20 protein-coding genes are annotated in these 17,763 nt (G+C 61.0%); 13 read left to right on the top strand and 7 right to left on the bottom strand.

The annotated features are described in order from the left end of the window. Window positions 1-46 precede the first annotated feature (46 nt). The 7 genes from M2395_RS19940 to M2395_RS19910 all read left to right on the top strand — a co-directional run bounded on the left by M2395_RS19940 (window position 47) and on the right by M2395_RS19910 (window position 4,939). Window positions 47-628 (top strand): Rnf-Nqr domain containing protein, encoded by a 582-nt coding sequence (locus tag M2395_RS19940; RefSeq protein WP_183000092.1) that lies wholly within the window; start codon window positions 47-49, stop codon window positions 626-628. Next, window positions 625-1,830, top strand: a complete 1,206-nt coding sequence (locus M2395_RS19935; protein WP_123431361.1) for an RnfABCDGE type electron transport complex subunit B — start codon at window positions 625-627, stop codon at window positions 1,828-1,830. The genes M2395_RS19940 and M2395_RS19935 overlap by 4 nt, the downstream gene beginning before the upstream one ends. Continuing rightward, window positions 1,817-2,809, top strand: a complete 993-nt coding sequence (locus tag M2395_RS19930; RefSeq protein ID WP_123431362.1) for an RnfABCDGE type electron transport complex subunit D — start codon at window positions 1,817-1,819, stop codon at window positions 2,807-2,809. The genes M2395_RS19935 and M2395_RS19930 overlap by 14 nt, the downstream gene beginning before the upstream one ends. Further along, window positions 2,806-3,417 (top strand): RnfABCDGE type electron transport complex subunit G, encoded by a 612-nt coding sequence (locus M2395_RS19925; protein ID WP_123431363.1) that lies wholly within the window; start codon window positions 2,806-2,808, stop codon window positions 3,415-3,417. Before M2395_RS19930 ends, M2395_RS19925 begins: the two co-directional genes overlap by 4 nt. Next, window positions 3,410-4,006: an Rnf-Nqr domain containing protein gene (locus M2395_RS19920; protein ID WP_123431364.1), complete on the top strand. Its 597-nt coding sequence runs from the start codon at window positions 3,410-3,412 to the stop codon at window positions 4,004-4,006. Before M2395_RS19925 ends, M2395_RS19920 begins: the two co-directional genes overlap by 8 nt. Before the next feature lie 7 nt (window positions 4,007-4,013). Beyond that, the gene (gene nth, locus M2395_RS19915; RefSeq protein ID WP_011063104.1) at window positions 4,014-4,652 is read left to right on the top strand and encodes an endonuclease III; all 639 of its coding nucleotides are present in this window, start codon (window positions 4,014-4,016) and stop codon (window positions 4,650-4,652) included. A 107-nt stretch (window positions 4,653-4,759) separates the two neighbouring features. Continuing rightward, entirely contained in the window at window positions 4,760-4,939 is a 180-nt protein-coding gene (locus tag M2395_RS19910; protein WP_011063105.1) for a PA3496 family putative envelope integrity protein, read from the top strand. A gap of 147 nt (window positions 4,940-5,086) precedes the next feature. On the opposite strand, the gene M2395_RS19905 is transcribed toward M2395_RS19910, so the two are convergent. The 3 genes from M2395_RS19905 to M2395_RS19895 form a co-directional block, all read right to left on the bottom strand. Next, window positions 5,087-5,713, bottom strand: a complete 627-nt coding sequence (locus M2395_RS19905) for a response regulator transcription factor (RefSeq protein ID WP_011063106.1) — start codon at window positions 5,711-5,713, stop codon at window positions 5,087-5,089. Window positions 5,714-6,099: 386 nt separating this feature from the next. Further along, entirely contained in the window at window positions 6,100-7,317 is a 1,218-nt protein-coding gene (locus tag M2395_RS19900) for an argininosuccinate synthase (RefSeq protein ID WP_011063107.1), read from the bottom strand. Window positions 7,318-7,446: 129 nt separating this feature from the next. Then, window positions 7,447-8,361 (bottom strand): OmpA family protein, encoded by a 915-nt coding sequence (locus M2395_RS19895; protein ID WP_011063108.1) that lies wholly within the window; start codon window positions 8,359-8,361, stop codon window positions 7,447-7,449. 156 nt (window positions 8,362-8,517) lie between these two features. Here M2395_RS19895 and pyrC point away from each other — a divergent pair, with 156 nt between their 5' ends. Beyond that, a complete protein-coding gene (gene pyrC, locus M2395_RS19890) occupies window positions 8,518-9,564 on the top strand; it encodes a dihydroorotase (protein WP_011063109.1) in 1,047 nt (348 codons plus the stop codon). Beyond that, window positions 9,561-10,232: a ribonuclease T gene (gene rnt / locus M2395_RS19885; protein ID WP_011063110.1), complete on the top strand. Its 672-nt coding sequence runs from the start codon at window positions 9,561-9,563 to the stop codon at window positions 10,230-10,232. The genes pyrC and rnt overlap by 4 nt, the downstream gene beginning before the upstream one ends. A gap of 70 nt (window positions 10,233-10,302) precedes the next feature. Here rnt and M2395_RS19880 read toward each other — a convergent pair whose 3' ends face one another. Further along, entirely contained in the window at window positions 10,303-10,905 is a 603-nt protein-coding gene (locus M2395_RS19880; RefSeq protein WP_011063111.1) for a peroxiredoxin, read from the bottom strand. Window positions 10,906-11,229: 324 nt separating this feature from the next. On the opposite strand from M2395_RS19880, the gene M2395_RS19875 reads away from it, so the two are divergent. Together M2395_RS19875 and bfr are read left to right on the top strand one after the other, a co-directional pair. Further along, window positions 11,230-11,448, top strand: coding sequence for a bacterioferritin-associated ferredoxin (locus M2395_RS19875; RefSeq protein WP_011063112.1), 219 nt, complete (start codon window positions 11,230-11,232; stop codon window positions 11,446-11,448). A gap of 212 nt (window positions 11,449-11,660) precedes the next feature. Next, entirely contained in the window at window positions 11,661-12,134 is a 474-nt protein-coding gene (gene bfr, locus M2395_RS19870) for a bacterioferritin (protein ID WP_011063113.1), read from the top strand. 176 nt (window positions 12,135-12,310) lie between these two features. On the opposite strand, the gene grxD is transcribed toward bfr, so the two are convergent. The 3 genes from grxD to M2395_RS19855 form a co-directional block, all read right to left on the bottom strand. Next, window positions 12,311-12,649 carry a Grx4 family monothiol glutaredoxin gene (gene grxD, locus M2395_RS19865; protein WP_011063114.1) on the bottom strand — a complete coding sequence of 113 codons (339 nt, stop codon included), beginning with the start codon at window positions 12,647-12,649 and terminating at the stop codon, window positions 12,311-12,313. 96 nt (window positions 12,650-12,745) lie between these two features. Next, the gene (locus tag M2395_RS19860; protein ID WP_123431365.1) at window positions 12,746-14,854 is read right to left on the bottom strand and encodes a molybdopterin oxidoreductase family protein; all 2,109 of its coding nucleotides are present in this window, start codon (window positions 14,852-14,854) and stop codon (window positions 12,746-12,748) included. Between the two features lie 135 nt (window positions 14,855-14,989). Next, on the bottom strand, window positions 14,990-15,280 hold the full coding sequence (locus M2395_RS19855; protein WP_123431366.1) for a hypothetical protein: 291 nt from the start codon (window positions 15,278-15,280) through the stop codon (window positions 14,990-14,992). Window positions 15,281-15,695: 415 nt separating this feature from the next. Here M2395_RS19855 and argF point away from each other — a divergent pair, with 415 nt between their 5' ends. Together argF and M2395_RS19845 are read left to right on the top strand one after the other, a co-directional pair. Further along, entirely contained in the window at window positions 15,696-16,616 is a 921-nt protein-coding gene (argF, locus tag M2395_RS19850; RefSeq protein WP_011063117.1) for an ornithine carbamoyltransferase, read from the top strand. After that, a complete protein-coding gene (locus M2395_RS19845) occupies window positions 16,613-17,722 on the top strand; it encodes an ABC transporter ATP-binding protein (RefSeq protein ID WP_011063118.1) in 1,110 nt (369 codons plus the stop codon). The genes argF and M2395_RS19845 overlap by 4 nt, the downstream gene beginning before the upstream one ends. Window positions 17,723-17,763: the final 41 nt, after the last annotated feature.

The raw sequence follows: 17,763 nt of genomic DNA, 5'->3' as shown, positions 1-17,763 counted from the left end.
AGTTTGCCTACTCTTGAAGGACAGCCTGCCCGTACCGGCCCCGACCATGACCGACTTCCTCCTCGCCCTTGTCAGCACTGCCCTGATCAACAACTTCGTGTTGCAGTGGCCGCTGGGCATCGACCCGCTGCTGCAGGCCCCAGCCGATGGCGCTCGGCTTCGGATCCATGCGCTGGGCCTGGCAACGACGGTCTTGATGCTGGTCAGTTGCGTACTCGGCCATGTCCTCTATCGTGGCGTGCTGGTGCCCTGGGGGCTGCAGTCCTTGCAGCTGTTTGCCTGGCTGTCCCTGAGTGTGCTGCTGATCAGGCCGGCGCTACACTGGCTGCCCCGGGCCCTGCCCGGTTTGCCATTCGATGGCCTCTGGCCCTTGTTGCTGGCCAATGCCGGGATGCTCGGCCTGCTGTTGATCGCCAGCGGGGAAAACCTCGGGCTGGCGACCCTCGGCGCCATGAGCCTGGGTGCCGGGCTGGGCTTCTGGTTGGTACTGAGCCTGTTCAATGACCTGCGCCAGCGTATTTCCACCAACGATATTCCCCTGCCCTGGCAAGGCCTGCCGATCGACCTGATCAGCGCCGGCCTGATGGCAGTGGCGTTTTTCGGCTTCAACGGACTGCCCAAGACATGAGTCTGATTCAACGCATCGACGCCCTTCTGCCCCAGACCCAATGCGGCAAGTGCGGCCACGCCGGATGCAAACCCTACGCCCAGGGCATCGCCAGTGGCGAGGCCATCAACAAGTGTCCGCCAGGGGGCCAGGAAACCATCGCCGGCCTGGCACAACTGCTCCAGCTGCCGGTGGTAGAACTGGACCACAGCCGTGGCGAAGCCCCGGCGCAGATCGCCCATATCCGCGAGGCCGAATGCATCGGCTGCACCAAGTGCATCCAGGCCTGCCCGGTGGACGCCATCGTCGGCGCGGCGAAGCTCATGCACAGCGTATTGATCGACGAATGCACCGGCTGCGACCTCTGTGTGGCGCCCTGCCCGGTGGATTGCATCGACATGCTGCCGTTGCCCATGGCCCGAGTGCTGCCCATTGTCGGCGGCCTGGCCAGCAGCGCCGAGCAGTTGCAGGCTCGCGCCGCCAAACGCGATCACGCCCGGCGCCGCTTCGAGCAGCGCAATGATCGCTTGCAGCGCGAAGAGGCCCGGCGCCTGGCCGAACGTCAGGCCAGGGCCCAGCGCGCCACCCAGGCCAGCGACGCCAGCCAAGACCCGGTTCAGTCGGCTATCGAGCGGGTCCGCGCGCAGAAAGCCGCGGCGGCCGATGCCGCCTTGAAAAAGGCCAAGATCGAGCTGGCCATGAGTCGCGCCCAATTGCACAAATCCCTCAAGGCCTTCGGTCATCCGCCGACCTTCGAGCAGCAATCGCAGTTGGTCGTCCTGCAGCGCCAGTTCGAAGTGGCGGAGCAGGCACTGGCCCAACTGGAAGCCCAGGCGCCTCCACCGCCCGCGCCGGTGGCCCGGGATGCCGACCTCAAGCGAGCCAAGATCCAGTTGGCGATGCGCCGCGCCGAACTGAAAAAGGCCCAGGCCGCAGCAGCCCCCGAAGCCGAACTGCAAACCCTGGCCGCGGCCCTGGCGGCGGCCGAACAGGCGCTGCACGCCGCGGAAGACGCCAGTGGCAAACCGGCACCAGTACTGGAGCGGATCGAGAAACGCCCGATCGCCCCACAACTGCGACAACTGAAGACCGAACTGGCCTACGCCCGAGCCGAACTGAGCAAACTGCAACGCCAGACCGATACCAGCCGCGAACAACTGGCCCAGGCCCAAGCCCGCCTGAGCGAAGCCGAGCGCCAGGTAAACGCCCATGACGTGCCCTGAAACAGTCGACCCGCGCCTGCGCCAGGCCATGCAGCGCGTGCTGCTGGCCACGCTGCCGGGGCTGCTGGTACTGCTGTGGTTGTATGCCTGGGGGCCGCTGCTGAATCTACTGCTGGCAGCCAGTGGGGCCCTGGCCATGGAAGCCTTGGTGCTGTTCCTGCGGCGGCGTCCGCTGCAACCTGCCCTCAGCGATGGCAGTGCGCTGGTCAGTGCCACCTTGCTGGCCCTGGCCCTGCCACCCTATTGCCCCTGGTGGCTGCCGCTGAGCGCTGCCGCCAGCGCCGTGCTCTTGGGCAAGCAGGTGTATGGCGGTGTCGGCCAGAACCCCTTCAACCCGGCCATGCTGGGCTATGCGCTGGCCCTGTTGTGCTTCCCGCAATCCATGACTCACTGGCCCACGCCCCATGCCCTGGACCTGCTCGGCGGGCTGCAACAGGTATTCGGCCTGGGAGGCAACCCGCCCCCGGACGCCTGGGCCCAGGCCACGGCGCTGGACAGCCTGCGGATCAACAAGAGCCTGACCGTCGATGAACTCTTTGCCGGCAACCCCGCCTTCGGTCACTTCGGCGGCCGTGGTACCGAATGGGTCAACCTTGGATTTCTGGCTGGCGGCCTGTTTCTGCTGCAACAGCGGGTCATCGGCTGGCAGGCGCCCGTGGGCATGCTTGGCAGCCTGCTGCTGATCAGCCTGCTGTGCTGGAACGGCAGCGGCTCCGACTCCCACGGTTCGCCGCTGTTCCACCTGCTCAGCGGCGCCAGCATGCTCGGTGCGTTCTTTATCGTCACCGAGCCGGTGTCCGGCCCCAAGGCCGCCAAGGCCCGCCTGCTGTTTGGCGTTGGCGTTGGCCTGCTCACCTACCTGATCCGCACCTGGGGTGGCTACCCCGACGGGCTCGCATTCGCCGTGCTGCTGATGAACCTGGCGGTACCGGCCCTGGAGCGCCTGAACTCCGAAAAACCGCTGGAGCGCCCCTCATGAAAGGGGCTCGCAGCCTGTTGCTGCTGATGCTGCTCGGCTCCCTGGGCATCGGTGCCACCCTGTGGCTGCAATATGCCGCCACTCCACGCATAGAAGCCGAACAACGGGCCTTGCAGGCACGCAAGCTGTTGGATGTGCTGCCCGCCGCCAGCTATGACAACCAGCCCCTGGACCAGCCATTGCCCTTGGCCGATGGGCAACTGAGCAGCAGTCGCCTGCTCGATGGCTACCTGGCCACCCGCAATGGCCGGCCCAGCGCCGTGCTGCTGCGCAGCCAGGTCACAGGCTACGCCGGCCCCATCGAGTTGCTGATCGCTATCGACAGCCAGGGGCGCCTGCTGGGCAGCAAGACCCTCCGGCAGGATGAGACTCCAGGGCTGGGAGCACATATTGCCAGCTGGCCCAATGCCTGGCTCCAGGGGTTTTCAGGAAAATCCCGCAATGATCCGGGCGACAGCGCCTGGGCCTTGAAAAAGGACAACGGGCAGTTCGATCAGATTGCCGGCGCCACCATCACTTCCCGTGCGGTGATCAGTGCCTTGCATGATGCCTTGCGCTACTTCGACGAACACCGCGGACAACTGCTCCCTGGAACGCCTCATGAATAAGCCGCTGTCATTGCCGGGGCTGCTGATGCTGCCACCCCTGATCGGGGCTACGGACTCCTGGGTCAAGGCAATCGGCCTGACCCTGGCCTGGGTATTGCTGATCGGCCTCTACGGCGCCGGCATGCGCTTGCTGCGTCCGCCCATCGAGGCCCGCCACCACTGGCTGGCCAGCCTGCTGCTCAGCGCCAGCCTCGGCAGTTGCCTGTGGCTGGCGCTGCAGGCCTGGAGTTATGAGCTGCACCAGCAATTGAGCCTGTACCTGGGCCTGCTGCCCCTGCAATGCGTGGTACTGGAACAGGCGGGTTTCTTCCAGCACCGCAACCGACTGCGCCTGGCCGGCGCTTTCTGTGTGGCCCTGATCGGCCTGGGTGCCCTGCGCGAGCTGCTGGGCGCTGGTACGCTGGGCAGCCATCTGGGCTGGCTTGTCGGCCAGCCGGATGCAGGCAGCGGCTGGGTCGTGCTGCCACATGGGGGGCTACGCCTGCTGACCCTCGCCCCCGGCGGTTTTATCCTGCTGGGTGCGCTGCTGGCCGCAAAACGAGCCTGGGCCGGCTCCTGGACCTTAAACCGACCGCCTTCGAGGAAATGAATCACCCATGAATGCCGCCAAACGCCTGGAAATCTTTCGCCGGCTACACGAAGACAACCCCGAACCGAAAACCGAGCTGGCCTATTCCTCGCCGTTCGAGCTGCTGATCGCGGTGATTCTCTCGGCGCAATCGACCGACGTCGGAGTCAACAAGGCGACTGCCAAGCTCTTCCCCGTAGCCAATACCCCAGCGGCAATCTACGCCCTGGGTGTCGAAGGCCTGTCCGAATACATCAAGACCATCGGCCTGTACAACAGCAAGGCCAAGAACGTCATCGAGACCTGTCGCCTGCTGGTGGAACGCCATAACAGCGAAGTGCCACAGACCCGGGAAGAGCTGGAGGCTCTGCCCGGAGTGGGCCGCAAGACCGCCAACGTGGTCCTCAACACCGCTTTCCGGCAACTGACCATGGCGGTGGACACCCATATCTTCCGGGTCAGCAACCGAACCGGGCTGGCCCCGGGAAAGAACGTGGTCGAGGTCGAAAAGAAACTCATGAAGTTCGTGCCCAAGGAGTTTCTGCTGGACTCCCATCACTGGCTGATCCTCCACGGCCGCTACGTTTGCCTGGCACGCAAGCCACGCTGTGGCAGCTGTCGAATCGAAGACCTGTGCGAATACAAGCAAAAGACTTCCGACGATTGAGCAAGCATTGATTTTGCCGATAGATCGATTGAAAAAATCTTTTTTACCCGCCAGGAGAATATCGATATAAGGAGCGCCAATGGCAGTCCTAGCCTGGAGTCGACCTTATGAGTACTGGCAAAGAACAACTGGACGTAGAAGACGATTTCGTCGCAGCTGAAACAGATGACGCAGAACCGGTGGTCGAAGTGGCGAAAACCAATCTGAGCAAGCGCCGGACCATCGACAATCTCCTCGAGGAACGGCGCCTGCAAAAACAGTTGGCCGATTACGACTTTGACCTCTAGTCACAAAAGAACCTCCCCATGGAGGTTTTTTTGTACCTGTGCCCAGCCGCAAATCTGGCCGGTCAGCCTCCCCGACTGACCGGCTGCGTCGGCACTCAAGCGAGCCCATCCAGCAACACCGTCTCAATGCGCACGTGCTCTAAAGGCTCATATCAACCGATGCCGTTGAGCGAACTCGATCAGATCAACCAGTGAACGAGCATTGAGCTTGGCCAGCAACCGGCGCTTGTAGGTACTGATGGTCTTGTTGCTCAAGCACAACCCCTCGGCAATTTCCTTGTTACTCATGCCGTTGGTGAGTTGTTTCAATACGATCAATTCGCGCCCTGAAAGCAGCTCGATCATCTGCTGCTCACTGCTGATGCCCTGGCTTGAGCGAAAGGTGTGCAAGGCCTCGTTGGGGAAGTAGCTGTATCCCGCAAGCACCGCACGCACGGCACTCAACAGCTCGGTGATGTCCTGCTGCTTGCACACATAACCGGCAGCACCGGCCTGCATGCAGCGCATGGAGAAAGGCCCCGGAACTTGCAGGGTCAATACCAGAATCTTGATCGACATACCTCTGGACATCAGCCGGTTTATAACTTCGAGCCCATCAAGTTGCGGAATTCCAATATCCAGAATCAAGATGTCTGGAACATATTCAAGAGCCAACTTCAATGCATCCGTGCCGTTATCTGCTTCCGCTACTACTTCAAGGCCATGGCGCTCCATCAACATGCGCACAGCCAAACGGACAACAGGGTGATCATCCACGATCAATACTCTTTTCATAGGTCCATCTCAGTCCTGAGAGTTTTTTTAGAGCCCGCACAATACCCCAGAGAATTGACTCTGACACCGTGCTACAGAGGGCTACGACCTTACGAGGACGATCCTTACAAACAATACCGAATTGCCTTACAAAACGACCTAGATAAAAGTGGTTCAATATCCAAACCGCCTAGGATCAATCGTCAAATCAGCTACTTTTCGTACTAATAAAACTCCAACCTACAAGCACTCTCGGTAGCGGTACTTGGTACTTCGCCCATCAAGAAGTGGCTCACCTTGCCCAACAGACATTTGCTGATCTGAATTAGGCCTCGACGCTCACTGCAATTATCCAGGGCAAAAAAAAGCCCCGCTTATCGCGGGGCTTTCTTCAACCACTCAAAGCATCAGACCAGGGTCCGACCCTTGTTCGCGGCAATGCGCATGCGCAGGGCGTTGAGCTTGATGAAGCCAGCTGCGTCCGCCTGGTTGTAGGCACCGCCGTCCTCTTCGAAGGTAGCGATGTTGGCGTCGAACAGCGACTCGTCAGACTTGCGACCGGTCACGATCACATTGCCCTTGTACAGCTTCAGGCGTACCACACCATTCACGTGGGCCTGGGAGGCGTCGATCATCTGTTGCAGCATCAGACGCTCAGGGCTCCACCAGTAGCCGGTGTAGATCAGGCTGGCGTACTTGGGCATCAGCTCGTCTTTGAGGTGAGCCACTTCGCGGTCCAGGGTGATGGACTCGATGGCGCGGTGGGCACGCAGCATGATGGTGCCGCCAGGTGTCTCGTAGCAGCCGCGGGACTTCATGCCCACGTAACGGTTCTCGACGATGTCCAGACGACCGATACCGTGTTCGCCACCGATGCGGTTCAGGGTCGCCAGCACGGTGGCCGGGGTCATCTCGACGCCGTCCAGTGCCACGATATCGCCGTTGCGGTAGGTCAGTTCCAGGTATTGCGGGGTATCTGGGGCCTTCTCCGGGGAGACAGTCCAGCGCCACATGTCTTCTTCGTGCTCGGTCCAGGTGTCTTCCAGCACGCCACCTTCATAGGAGATGTGCAGCAGGTTGGCATCCATCGAGTACGGGGATTTCTTCTTGCCGTGACGCTCGATCGGGATCCCGTGCTTCTCGGCGTAGTCCATCAGCTTCTCGCGGGACAGCAGGTCCCACTCGCGCCAAGGGGCAATCACCTTCACACCCGGCTTGAGGGCGTAGGCGCCCAGTTCGAAACGCACCTGATCGTTGCCCTTGCCGGTGGCGCCATGGGAAATGGCGTCGGCGCCGGTTTCGTTGGCGATTTCGATCAGGCGCTTGGCGATCAACGGACGAGCGATGGAAGTACCCAGCAGGTACTCGCCTTCGTAGACGGTGTTGGCGCGGAACATCGGGAAGACGAAATCACGCACGAACTCTTCGCGCAGATCGTCGATGTAGATCTCTTTGACGCCCATGGCTTGCGCCTTGGCGCGGGCCGGCTCGACCTCTTCGCCTTGGCCCAGGTCAGCAGTGAAAGTCACTACTTCACAGTTGTAAGTATCCTGCAGCCACTTGAGGATCACCGAAGTGTCCAGGCCGCCCGAATACGCCAGAACGACCTTGTTAACGTCCGCCATGCCATCACTCCACGGGGTTGTACGGAAAGCCGCCAAGTCTACCGATCCACGCGGATAATTTACAGAGGCGCGACAGCTTATGACGACCAAGCGACAGATTATGTCGAGCGAGCGACGACGACAGCCGTATCAGGAAGTCGCCGCTGCGCTGGATCCGGAAGCCGCCTGAGGCGCTGGGGCCGGCTTTTCGGCAGGAGCGACCCGCTCCAGATGCACATTGACCCGCCGGTTCTTCGCCCGGTTGGCCGCATTGGTGTTGGGGGCCAGGGGATAGCGCTCGCCATGGAAGCGCACCACGATCTGGTTTTCCGCCAGGCCATTGGCCTTGAAGAACTCCATGACCGCCAGCGCACGACGGCGCGACAGGTCACGGTTGGTCAGGCGGTTGCCACTGTTATCAGAGTGCCCGTCCAATTCGACATGATTGACCGTGGGGTCGGCCTTGATGAAGTCCACCATCACTTGCAGCTTGGCCTTGGCCCGGGCGTCCAGGTCGATGCCCCCCCCGGGGAAACCGATCTCGGCCTGCTTGACCTGTTCATAGTTCATCGGCAACAGCTTGGCCATGCAGCTTTGATAGTCGCCGTAGGCCTTGCTGAACTTCACCGGCAACAGGCGTACCTCGGACACTCCGCCTTCGCGGGAGAAGTGCCGGACCACCGGGCTGCGCCCCTCCAGCAAACCGACGATCAGACGTCCGGCCTGCATCTGGTTGCTGTTGAACAGCACCCCATCGGTACCGGCCTTGACCGCCCCGAGGTTGATGTCGCCACGCCCCGGCTGCCAGGGGGCGGCGGCCGCAAGCAGGGTCGCGGAACCACCGGCCTGCATGGGGTTGAAACTCTTGAGGCGGAAAATCGCCTGCTCGCCGGCGCGACGAACGAATTCGCCGGAACCGAAATCGGTAACCGGTTGGATCAGGCGGCACTCGAACTTGTCACCTTCGACCGTCCACTCAATGCTCTCCAGGCGAGTCTGGAAAGTGAGAGCCATCGCAGGCAGGCTGGCAAACACACTGAGCAAGGCTAGATAACGCTGGCGCACGGGAGGCTCCACTGACGTGTACAACAGAAAAATCGACAGGCGTTAATACGCCATACCTTCGGGATATCGGTTGCTCGTCGCAAAACTTGATAGCGAGTGCCTGGAAGAGTCTTTTCCGGTAGCATTCCCCCGAGTTTTACCCGCCTGGAACCTCCAATGTCCGACCGCCTGACCCTGCTGCGTCCCGACGACTGGCATATTCATCTTCGCGATGGGGCCGTGTTGCCCAATACAGTCGCAGATGTCGCGCGCACCTTTGGCCGCGCCATCATCATGCCCAACCTGGTACCTCCGGTGCGCAACGCCGCGGAAGCCGACGCCTATCGCCAGCGCATTCTAGCTGCGCGCCCGGCCGGCAGCCGCTTCGAGCCACTGATGGTGCTCTACCTGACCGACCGTACCCAGCCGGAGGAAATCCGCGCGGCCAAGGCCTGCGGTTTCGTCCACGCCGCCAAGCTGTACCCGGCCGGCGCGACCACCAACTCGGATTCGGGCGTGACCAGCATCGACAAGATTTTCCCGGTGCTTGAAGCCATGGCCGAAGTCGGCCTGCCGCTGTTGATCCACGGCGAGGTAACCCGCGGCGACGTCGACGTCTTCGACCGCGAGAAAATCTTCATCGACGAGCACATGCGGCGTGTGGTTGAACGCTTCCCCAGCCTGAAAGTGGTGTTCGAACACATCACCACCGCTGAAGCCGTGCAGTTCGTCAAGGAGGCTTCGGCCAACGTTGGCGCAACCATCACCGCGCACCACCTGCTGTACAACCGCAACCACATGCTGGTGGGCGGTATTCGTCCGCACTTCTATTGCCTGCCGATCCTCAAGCGCAACACCCACCAGGAAGCCCTGCTGGATGCGGCCACCAGCGGCAACGCGAAGTTCTTCCTCGGCACCGACTCGGCACCTCACGCCCAGCACGCCAAGGAAGCCGCTTGCGGTTGCGCCGGCTGCTACAGCGCCTACGCCGCCATCGAGCTGTACGCCGAAGCGTTCGAACAACGCAATGCCCTGGATCAGCTGGAAGCTTTCGCCAGCCTCAACGGCCCGCGCTTCTACGGCCTGCCGGCCAACACCGACAGCATCACCCTGGTCCGTGAAGAATGGACCGCTCCTGCCAGCCTGCCGTTTGGCGAGCTGACTGTCATTCCGCTGCGCGCCGGTGAAAAACTGCGCTGGCGCCTGCTGGAGGATCACTCGTGAGTGACGACCATTTCGACGACGAACAAGAAGGTAGCAGCGGCGGTCCTCGCCATCCGATGGCGGCACGCTTTCGCGGTTACCTGCCGGTAGTCGTCGATGTTGAAACCGGTGGCTTCAACTCGGCCACCGACGCCCTGCTGGAAATTGCCGCAACCACCATCGGCATGGACGAAAAAGGCTTCGTGTTCCCCGAACACACCTACTTCTTCCGGGTCGAGCCTTTCGAAGGCGCGAACATCGAAGCTGCAGCCCTGGAATTCACCGGGATCAAGCTTGACCATCCCCTGCGCATGGCTGTGAGCGAAGAAACCGCCCTCACCGATATTTTCCGCGGGGTGCGCAAGGCGCTGAAGGCCAATGGCTGCAAGCGCGCCATCCTGGTAGGCCACAACAGCAGCTTCGACCTGGGCTTCCTGAATGCCGCCGTGGCGCGCCTGGACATGAAGCGCAATCCGTTCCACCCGTTCTCCAGCTTCGATACCGCCACTCTGGCTGGCCTGGCATACGGCCAGACCGTGCTGGCCAAGGCCTGTCAGAGCGCAGACATCGACTTCGACGGTCGCGAGGCCCACTCGGCTCGCTACGACACCGAGAAGACCGCCGAGCTGTTCTGCGGCATCGTCAACCGCTGGAAACAGATGGGCGGCTGGCAGGATTTCGACGACTGAATAGTCGCTTACCTTTGCCCCATAAAAAAACCGGCCCTAAGGCCGGTTTTTTTATGCGTGACGCCAAGCCTTACAGCTTGCCGGCGTTCTCGCTCAGGTAAGCAGCAACGCCTTCTGGCGAAGCGGTCATGCCCTTGTCGCCTTTCTTCCAGTTGGCAGGGCAGACTTCGCCGTGCTCTTCGTGGAACTGCAGAGCGTCGACCAGACGGATCAGCTCTTCCATGTTGCGGCCCAGTGGCAGGTCGTTGACGATCTGCGAGCGGACAACGCCTTTGTCGTCGATCAGGAACGCGCCACGGAAAGCCACGCCGCCTTCGGACTCAACGTCGTAGGCCTTGGCGATTTCGTGCTTCATGTCAGCAGCCATGATGTATTGAACCTGACCGATGCCGCCGGCATTGATCGGGGTGTTACGCCAGGCGTTGTGAGTGAAGTGCGAGTCGATGGACACAGCGATCACTTCAACGTTGCGTGCCTTGAAGTCGGCCATGCGGTGGTCCAGAGCGATCAGCTCGGACGGGCACACGAAGGTGAAGTCCAGTGGGTAGAAGAACACCAGGCCGTATTTGCCTTTGATGGCCGAGGACAGGGTGAAGCTGTCGACGATTTCGCCATTGCCGAGAACGGCCGGAACGGTGAAGTCAGGGGCTTGTTTGCCTACGAGTACGCTCATTGGATATCTCCTGGTGTGGACGTAGTAATGAAGAAGAAGGGTTGGCCCCGAGCCTGCCATGCTGATACGACAGCCCCGTGACGTGCGCCCTCTTCGCAAGGACCGACCATCATACACGGCGTTTTTAAGCTGTCCTTAGTGGTTTTTCCTCTGGCCGGCCTCCAACGCGAAAAATGCGAATGATCTGTCATTAATGCCAAGAAAAGCCGTTCGTCACTCAAGCAAGAATCAGCAACAAAGGGCGTCGAAACCACTTTGACAATAATTCTCGTTAACATTAAGATCCATCGCAATTGAGCCCTAACCAGCGACGGTTCTCATCTTATGTATGTCTGCCTCTGCACCGGTGTCACCGACGGACAAATTCGCGAAGCGATCTACGAAGGTTGCTGCAGCTACCGCGAAGTACGCCAGGCCACCGGCGTTGCCAGCCAGTGCGGCAAATGTGCCTGCCTGGCCAAGCAAGTGGTTCGCGAAACCCTGACCGAATTGCAGAGCAGCCAAGCGGCAATCCCCTACCCTGTGGAATTTAATGTCGCCTGATTTAATCAATAATTAGCGGCGTTACAAACAACCGGACCTGGCGTCCGGTTTTTTTATGCCTGTAATTCAATCGCTTAGAGACAAAACGCGGAACACAAACATTCTTATTCCGATTAATTTTCATATATTATTCAATAACTTAGGTTTGACAGTAATGTTCATGCAGCTCAGACTCCGCCCATGTTCCACTAAATACAGGGCAGGACCCCATCATGAAAGGCGACATTACAGTCATCCAGCATCTCAATAAAATCCTTGCCAATGAACTGGTCGCGATCAATCAGTACTTCCTGCATGCGCGCATGTATGAAGATTGGGGCCTGAACAAGCTGGGCAAGCACGAGTACCACGAGTCCATCGACGAGATGAAGCATGCGGACAAGCTGATCAAGCGCATCCTCTTCCTCGAAGGCCTGCCCAACGTCCAGGACCTGGGCAAGTTGCATATCGGTGAGCACACCAAGGAAATGCTCGAATGCGACCTGCGTATCGAGCGCACCGGCCATGCCGACCTCAAGGCCGCGATCGCCCATTGCGAATCGGTTGGTGACTTCGGCAGCCGTGAACTGCTGGAAGATATTCTGGAATCCGAAGAAGAGCATATCGACTGGCTGGAAACCCAATTGGGCCTGATCGATAAAGTGGGTATCGAGAACTATCTGCAATCGCAAATGGGTGACGAGTAACTCAACTCGTAATACCCGAAGAATAAAAAAGCCCCGCTTCTCTTATGAGAGCGGGGCTTTTTTTATTACGCGGATATGTTCGCGTAACAAACCGGAGCAGAGTGCTTGCCGCAAGTTTCCGAGAATCACACGAGTAGCATGTCGATTCCCGGAAACCCTCGCGAGCAGGCGCGCTTTTACGCTTCGGTCTTGGCAGCGGCTTTTTCGGCAGCGGCCTTGATCAGGCTCTGCAATTCACCGTTGGCGAACATTTCAGCCATGATGTCGCTGCCGCCGACCAGCTCACCGGCCACCCACAGTTGTGGGAAGGTTGGCCAATTGGCGTACTTGGGCAGGTTGGCGCGAATTTCCGGGTTCTGCAGGATGTCCACGTAAGCGAACTTCTCACCACAGCCCATTACGGCCTGAGCGGCTTTGGCAGAGAAGCCGCACTGCGGGGCATTCGGCGAGCCTTTCATGTAAAGCAGAATGGTGTTGTTGGCAATCTGCTCTTTAATAGTTTCGATGATATCCATGGAACACCTCGGCTGAACTTTCCGACTCTGTTGTCGGCACGGTGGCGCATTGTAACGGAATCCTGAGCACCCTGCTCGGCCTCTCCGACAAACATCTCAGGCCGCCTGCACCCTGACCGGCACCCCGTTCAACGCCGCATTTCCCGACAGCACATCGAGCTGGCGCTCGTCGGTCAGGTCATTGGCGCTGCAACCCGGCTGCTCCGTGGCTATGTTCATCTGCACGCCCGGACGCACATGCCCCCAGCCATGGGGCAGGCTCACAACCCCCGGCATCATCTCGGCGCTGGCCAGCACTTCGACTTCCACCGCGCCGACCCGTGAACTGATGCGTACCCGTTGACCGTCCTGCAAACCCCGGTGAGCCAGATCCTGCGGATGCATCAGCAGTTGGTGACGAGGCTTGCCCTTCACCAGGCGGTGATAGTTGTGCATCCAGGAGTTGTTACTGCGCACATGCCTGCGGCCGATCAACAACAGTTCCCCCTCCTGCGGCGCCTTCAGGGCAGCAAAGCGCTCCAGGTCGGCCATGATCGCCGGCGGTGCAGCCTGGACCCGCCGGTTTTCGGTTTTCAGGCGCCCGGCCAGATTCGGCTGCAGCGGCCCCAGATCGATGCCATGGGGATGCTCGGCCAGCGTCGCCAATGACAGCTTGAACGGCGAGGCGTCGCCATAAGGCCCGGCACGCAGCCCCATATCAATCATTTGCGCCGGAGCGATAGTCGGCTTGAGCGAGCTTTCGGTGCGCTCGGCAAAGGCCTTGGCCAGGCCGACGAAGATCTCCCAGTCGTGCAGTGCACCTTCGGGCTTGGGCAGGATCGCGCGGTTGAAACGGCTGACATTGCGCACCGCGAACAGATTGAACGTGGTGTCGTAGTGATCATTTTCCAGGGCCGAGGTGGACGGCAGGATCAAGTCGGCATAGCGCGTGGTTTCGTTGATGTACAGGTCGATGCTGAGCATGAACTCCAAGCCATCCAGCGCCTGCTCCAGCTGCCGGCCATTGGGCGTGGACAGCACCGGGTTGCCCGCCACCGTGATCAGCGCCCGTACCTGCCCCTCCCCTTCGGTGAGCATCTCTTCTGCCAGGGCCGACACCGGCAACTCGCCGCCGTATTCCGGAAGCCCGGAAACCCGGCTCTGCCAGGCATTGAAGTGGCCGCCCGAAGTCGCCGCTACCAGATCCACCGCGGGGCTGGTACACAAGGCGCCACCCACGCGGTCGAGGTTACCGGTGACCAGGTTGAGCAATTGCAGCAACCAATGGCACAGCGTGCCGAAGGCCTGGGTCGAGACGCCCATGCGCCCGTAGCAGACCGCTCTGTCGGCCGAGGCGAAATCCCTGGCCAGTTGGCGGATCTGCGGCGTCGCAATGGCGCACAGGGGGCTCATCGCCTCTGCCGTGAACCGGGATATGGCCTGGCGCACCTCGGCCAGCCCGTCCACCTGCAAGTGACTGTCGCGGGTCGGCCCCTCTTCGAAGATGCTGTTGAGCAGGCCAAACAGCAGCGCGACATCGCCCCCCGGGCGGACAAACAGATGCTGGTCGGCCATGGCCGCGGTTTCGCTGCGCCGCGGATCGACCACCACTACCTTGCCGCCACGGGCCTGGATCGCTTTCAAGCGCTTTTCCACATCCGGAACGGTCATGATGCTGCCGTTGGACGCCAGGGGATTGCCGCCAAGAATCAACATGAAATCGGTGTGATCGATATCCGGAATCGGCAACAGCAAGCCGTGGCCATACATCAGGTAGCTGGTCAGGTGCTGAGGTAATTGGTCGACCGAGGTAGCCGAGAAGCGATTGCGCGTCTTGAGCTGGCCGAGAAAGTAGTTGCTGTGGGTCATCAGCCCATAGTTGTGCACGCTGGGATTGCCCTGGTAGGTCGCCACCGCGTTGTTGCCATGACGCTGCTGAATACTCGCCAGCCGCTCGGCCACCAGGGCAAAGGCCTCGTCCCATTCGATCGGTTGCCACTCATTGCCAACCCGGCGCACCGGCTGGCGCAGGCGGTCCGGGTCATTCTGGATATCTTGCAAGGCCACGGCCTTGGGGCAGATATGACCGCGGCTGAAACTGTCCTGAAGATCGCCCTTGATCGAGCTGATGCGCGGAGCACTGCCGTCTTCTTCAGTGATTTCCAGGGTCAGGCCACAGATGGCCTCACACAGGTGGCAGGCACGGTGATGGAGAGTCTTGGTCATGGCCAGTCTCTATTGTTTGAGAGCGCAGCGTATTCGCTTGCCGGAAGCAAAAACTATGGGCGCTCCCCTGACAGGACACCAGTGACGTTCGTCCCATGAATTCACGGCCATCAGCCCCGGCCATGATCGGCGCCTTCAGTTGGAGGGCAACCGTGGCGGCCCATCCGCTGAGACGTGGGTGGTTGCATCCACGGCCTCCCGCTCTCCATAGCCACCCGAGAGTTGTGCGAGCAATCGCCAATGCTCGTCCAGGCCTGCACTGAGGCTCATCATCCGGTCGATCATCTTGCGCGCGGCCGCTCGGGTCACCGGATATTCACTGCGCAGCAGCTCGAAGGAAAACGCCGTCACCGAAGCTGTCATGTCGGTGAGTGCCCGGGCCGTGAGCCCCAAGAGCGTCATCAGTTGTTGCTCCCTGGATTCCATCGTTCACCCGTCCCTGCCACTGATTCGCCTTTATAACCTCAGCACTTTGCATTAGGAAATGTTTCAGGCTGCCAGCCCGCGGATTATCCGGGACGCAGCCCCCGCCCTCCAGGTCAGAAAACGACTGCATGGGCATCACCCGCGCCGCGCTCGATTGCCAAGGCGCGCCGGGGCAGTGTACAAATGCCCGGCTGCTGTCTGGAAACTGGTCTCAAAAGTGCCAGCGCATTCGCGTCCTGGCCTCTCATGCCCATAATCGCCGTAGCACTACTATTGGTAAGACGCGACATTTAATTATAAGATCGCGCCTTCCCCTATTTCGTCGCCCCGTGCGGCTTTCGCCGCAGGTCCAGCCCGTTGTTCGACTAAACAAGGCTTTGAGAATCTGCGGTCCGTTGCAAAAAGGTAGTTAATGATGAGCGCAAGGCACTTTCTCTCCCTGATGGATTGCACGCCCGAAGAGCTGGTCAGTGTGATTCGTCGAGGCATCGAGCTGAAGGACCTGCGTAACCGCGGCGTACTCTTCGAGCCCTTGAAAAATCGTGTGCTTGGCATGATTTTCGAGAAGTCGTCGACCCGAACCCGACTGTCCTTCGAAGCCGGCATGATCCAGCTGGGCGGCCAGGCCATCTTCCTTTCGCCACGGGACACTCAACTGGGGCGCGGCGAGCCCATCGGCGACTGCGCCATCGTCATGTCGCGCATGCTCGATGCCGTGATGATCCGCACCTTTGCCCACAGCACCCTGACCGAGTTTGCGGCCAACTCCCGCGTACCGGTGATCAACGGCCTGTCCGATGACCTGCACCCCTGCCAACTGCTGGCTGACATGCAGACGTTCCTCGAGCATCGCGGCTCGATTCAGGGCAAGACCGTGGCCTGGATCGGCGACGGCAACAACATGTGCAACAGCTATATAGAAGCGGCCATCCAGTTCGACTTCCAACTGCGCATCGCCTGCCCTGAAGGCTACGAGCCGAACGCAGACTTCGTCGCTCAGGCCGGCGAGCGCGTGACCATCGTCCGCGACCCTCGCGAAGCCGTGCGTGGCGCCCACCTGGTGAGCACCGATGTCTGGACCTCCATGGGCCAGGAAGAGGAGACCGCCAAGCGCCTGCAACTGTTCGCTCCCTTCCAGGTCAACCGTGCACTGCTGGACCTGGCCGCCGAGGACGTTCTGTTCATGCATTGCCTGCCCGCCCACCGCGGTGAAGAAATCAGCCTCGACCTGCTGGACGACCCGCGTTCGGTGGCCTGGGACCAGGCGGAAAACCGCCTCCACGCACAAAAGGCCCTGCTCGAATTCCTCGTCGAGCCGGCGTACCACCACGCATGAGCCAGCCCTTGCTACTGAACCTGCGCAACCTCGCTTGCGGCTACCAGGACCAACGCGTGGTGCAGAACCTCAACCTGCACCTCAATGCAGGGGATATCGGCTGCCTGCTGGGCTCATCCGGCTGCGGCAAGACCACCACCCTGCGCGCCATCGCCGGGTTCGAGCCGGTGCATGAGGGGGAAATCCAGCTGGCGGGCGAGACCATCTCCAGCGCCGGTTTCACCCTGGCGCCGGAGAAACGCCGGATCGGCATGGTGTTCCAGGACTACGCCCTGTTCCCGCACCTGAGCGTGGCCGACAACATTGCCTTCGGCATTCGCAAACACCCGCAGAAAGAGCGGGTGGTGGCCGAACTGCTGGAGCTGGTGAACCTGAAGAGCCTCGGCCAGCGCTTCCCCCACGAACTGTCCGGTGGCCAGCAACAACGGGTGGCCCTGGCTCGTGCCCTGGCTCCCGAACCACAACTGCTGTTGCTGGACGAGCCCTTCTCCAACCTCGACGGCGAACTGCGACGCAAGCTCAGCCACGAGGTGCGTGACATCCTCAAGGCCCGTGGCACCAGTGCGATCCTGGTCACTCACGACCAGGAGGAAGCCTTTGCCGTGAGCGATCAGGTAGGGGTATTCAAGGAAGGCCGCCTGGAACAGTGGGACACACCGTACAACCTCTACCACGAACCCCAGACGCCCTTCGTCGCCAGCTTCATCGGTCAGGGCTACTTCATTCGCGGCCAGTTGAGCAGCCCGGAATCGGTACAGACCGAACTCGGCTTGCTGCAGGGCAACCGTGCCTACACCTGGCCAACCGGCGGTGCGGTGGATGTGCTGTTGCGTCCGGACGACATCGTCCACGCCCCCGACAGCGCCTTGAAAGCCCGCGTCGTGGGCAAGACGTTCCTCGGCGCCTCGACCCTGTATCGCCTGCAACTGCCCACCGGCAGCCAGCTGGAATCGATCTTTCCGAGCCACGCCGATCATCAGGTCGGCGCCGACGTGGGTATCCGGGTCGCGGCGGAACACCTGGTGCTGTTCCAGGCCTCGGGCAGTACCGCAGCGCAGATCCCGCAAAGCGACTCAGGGGTGCGCCGCTACAGCAGCGCGCATTGAGCCGTCTTCGCTGGCAAGCCAGCTCCTACGACAGCCCACTG

The sequence above is a fragment of the Pseudomonas sp. BIGb0176 genome, assembly GCF_024810175.1.
Taxonomy (GTDB): Bacteria; Pseudomonadota; Gammaproteobacteria; order Pseudomonadales; family Pseudomonadaceae; genus Aquipseudomonas; species Aquipseudomonas protegens.
The sequence above is the reverse complement of the archived record's forward strand: the minus strand, read 5'-3'. Positions and strand labels throughout refer to the sequence as shown.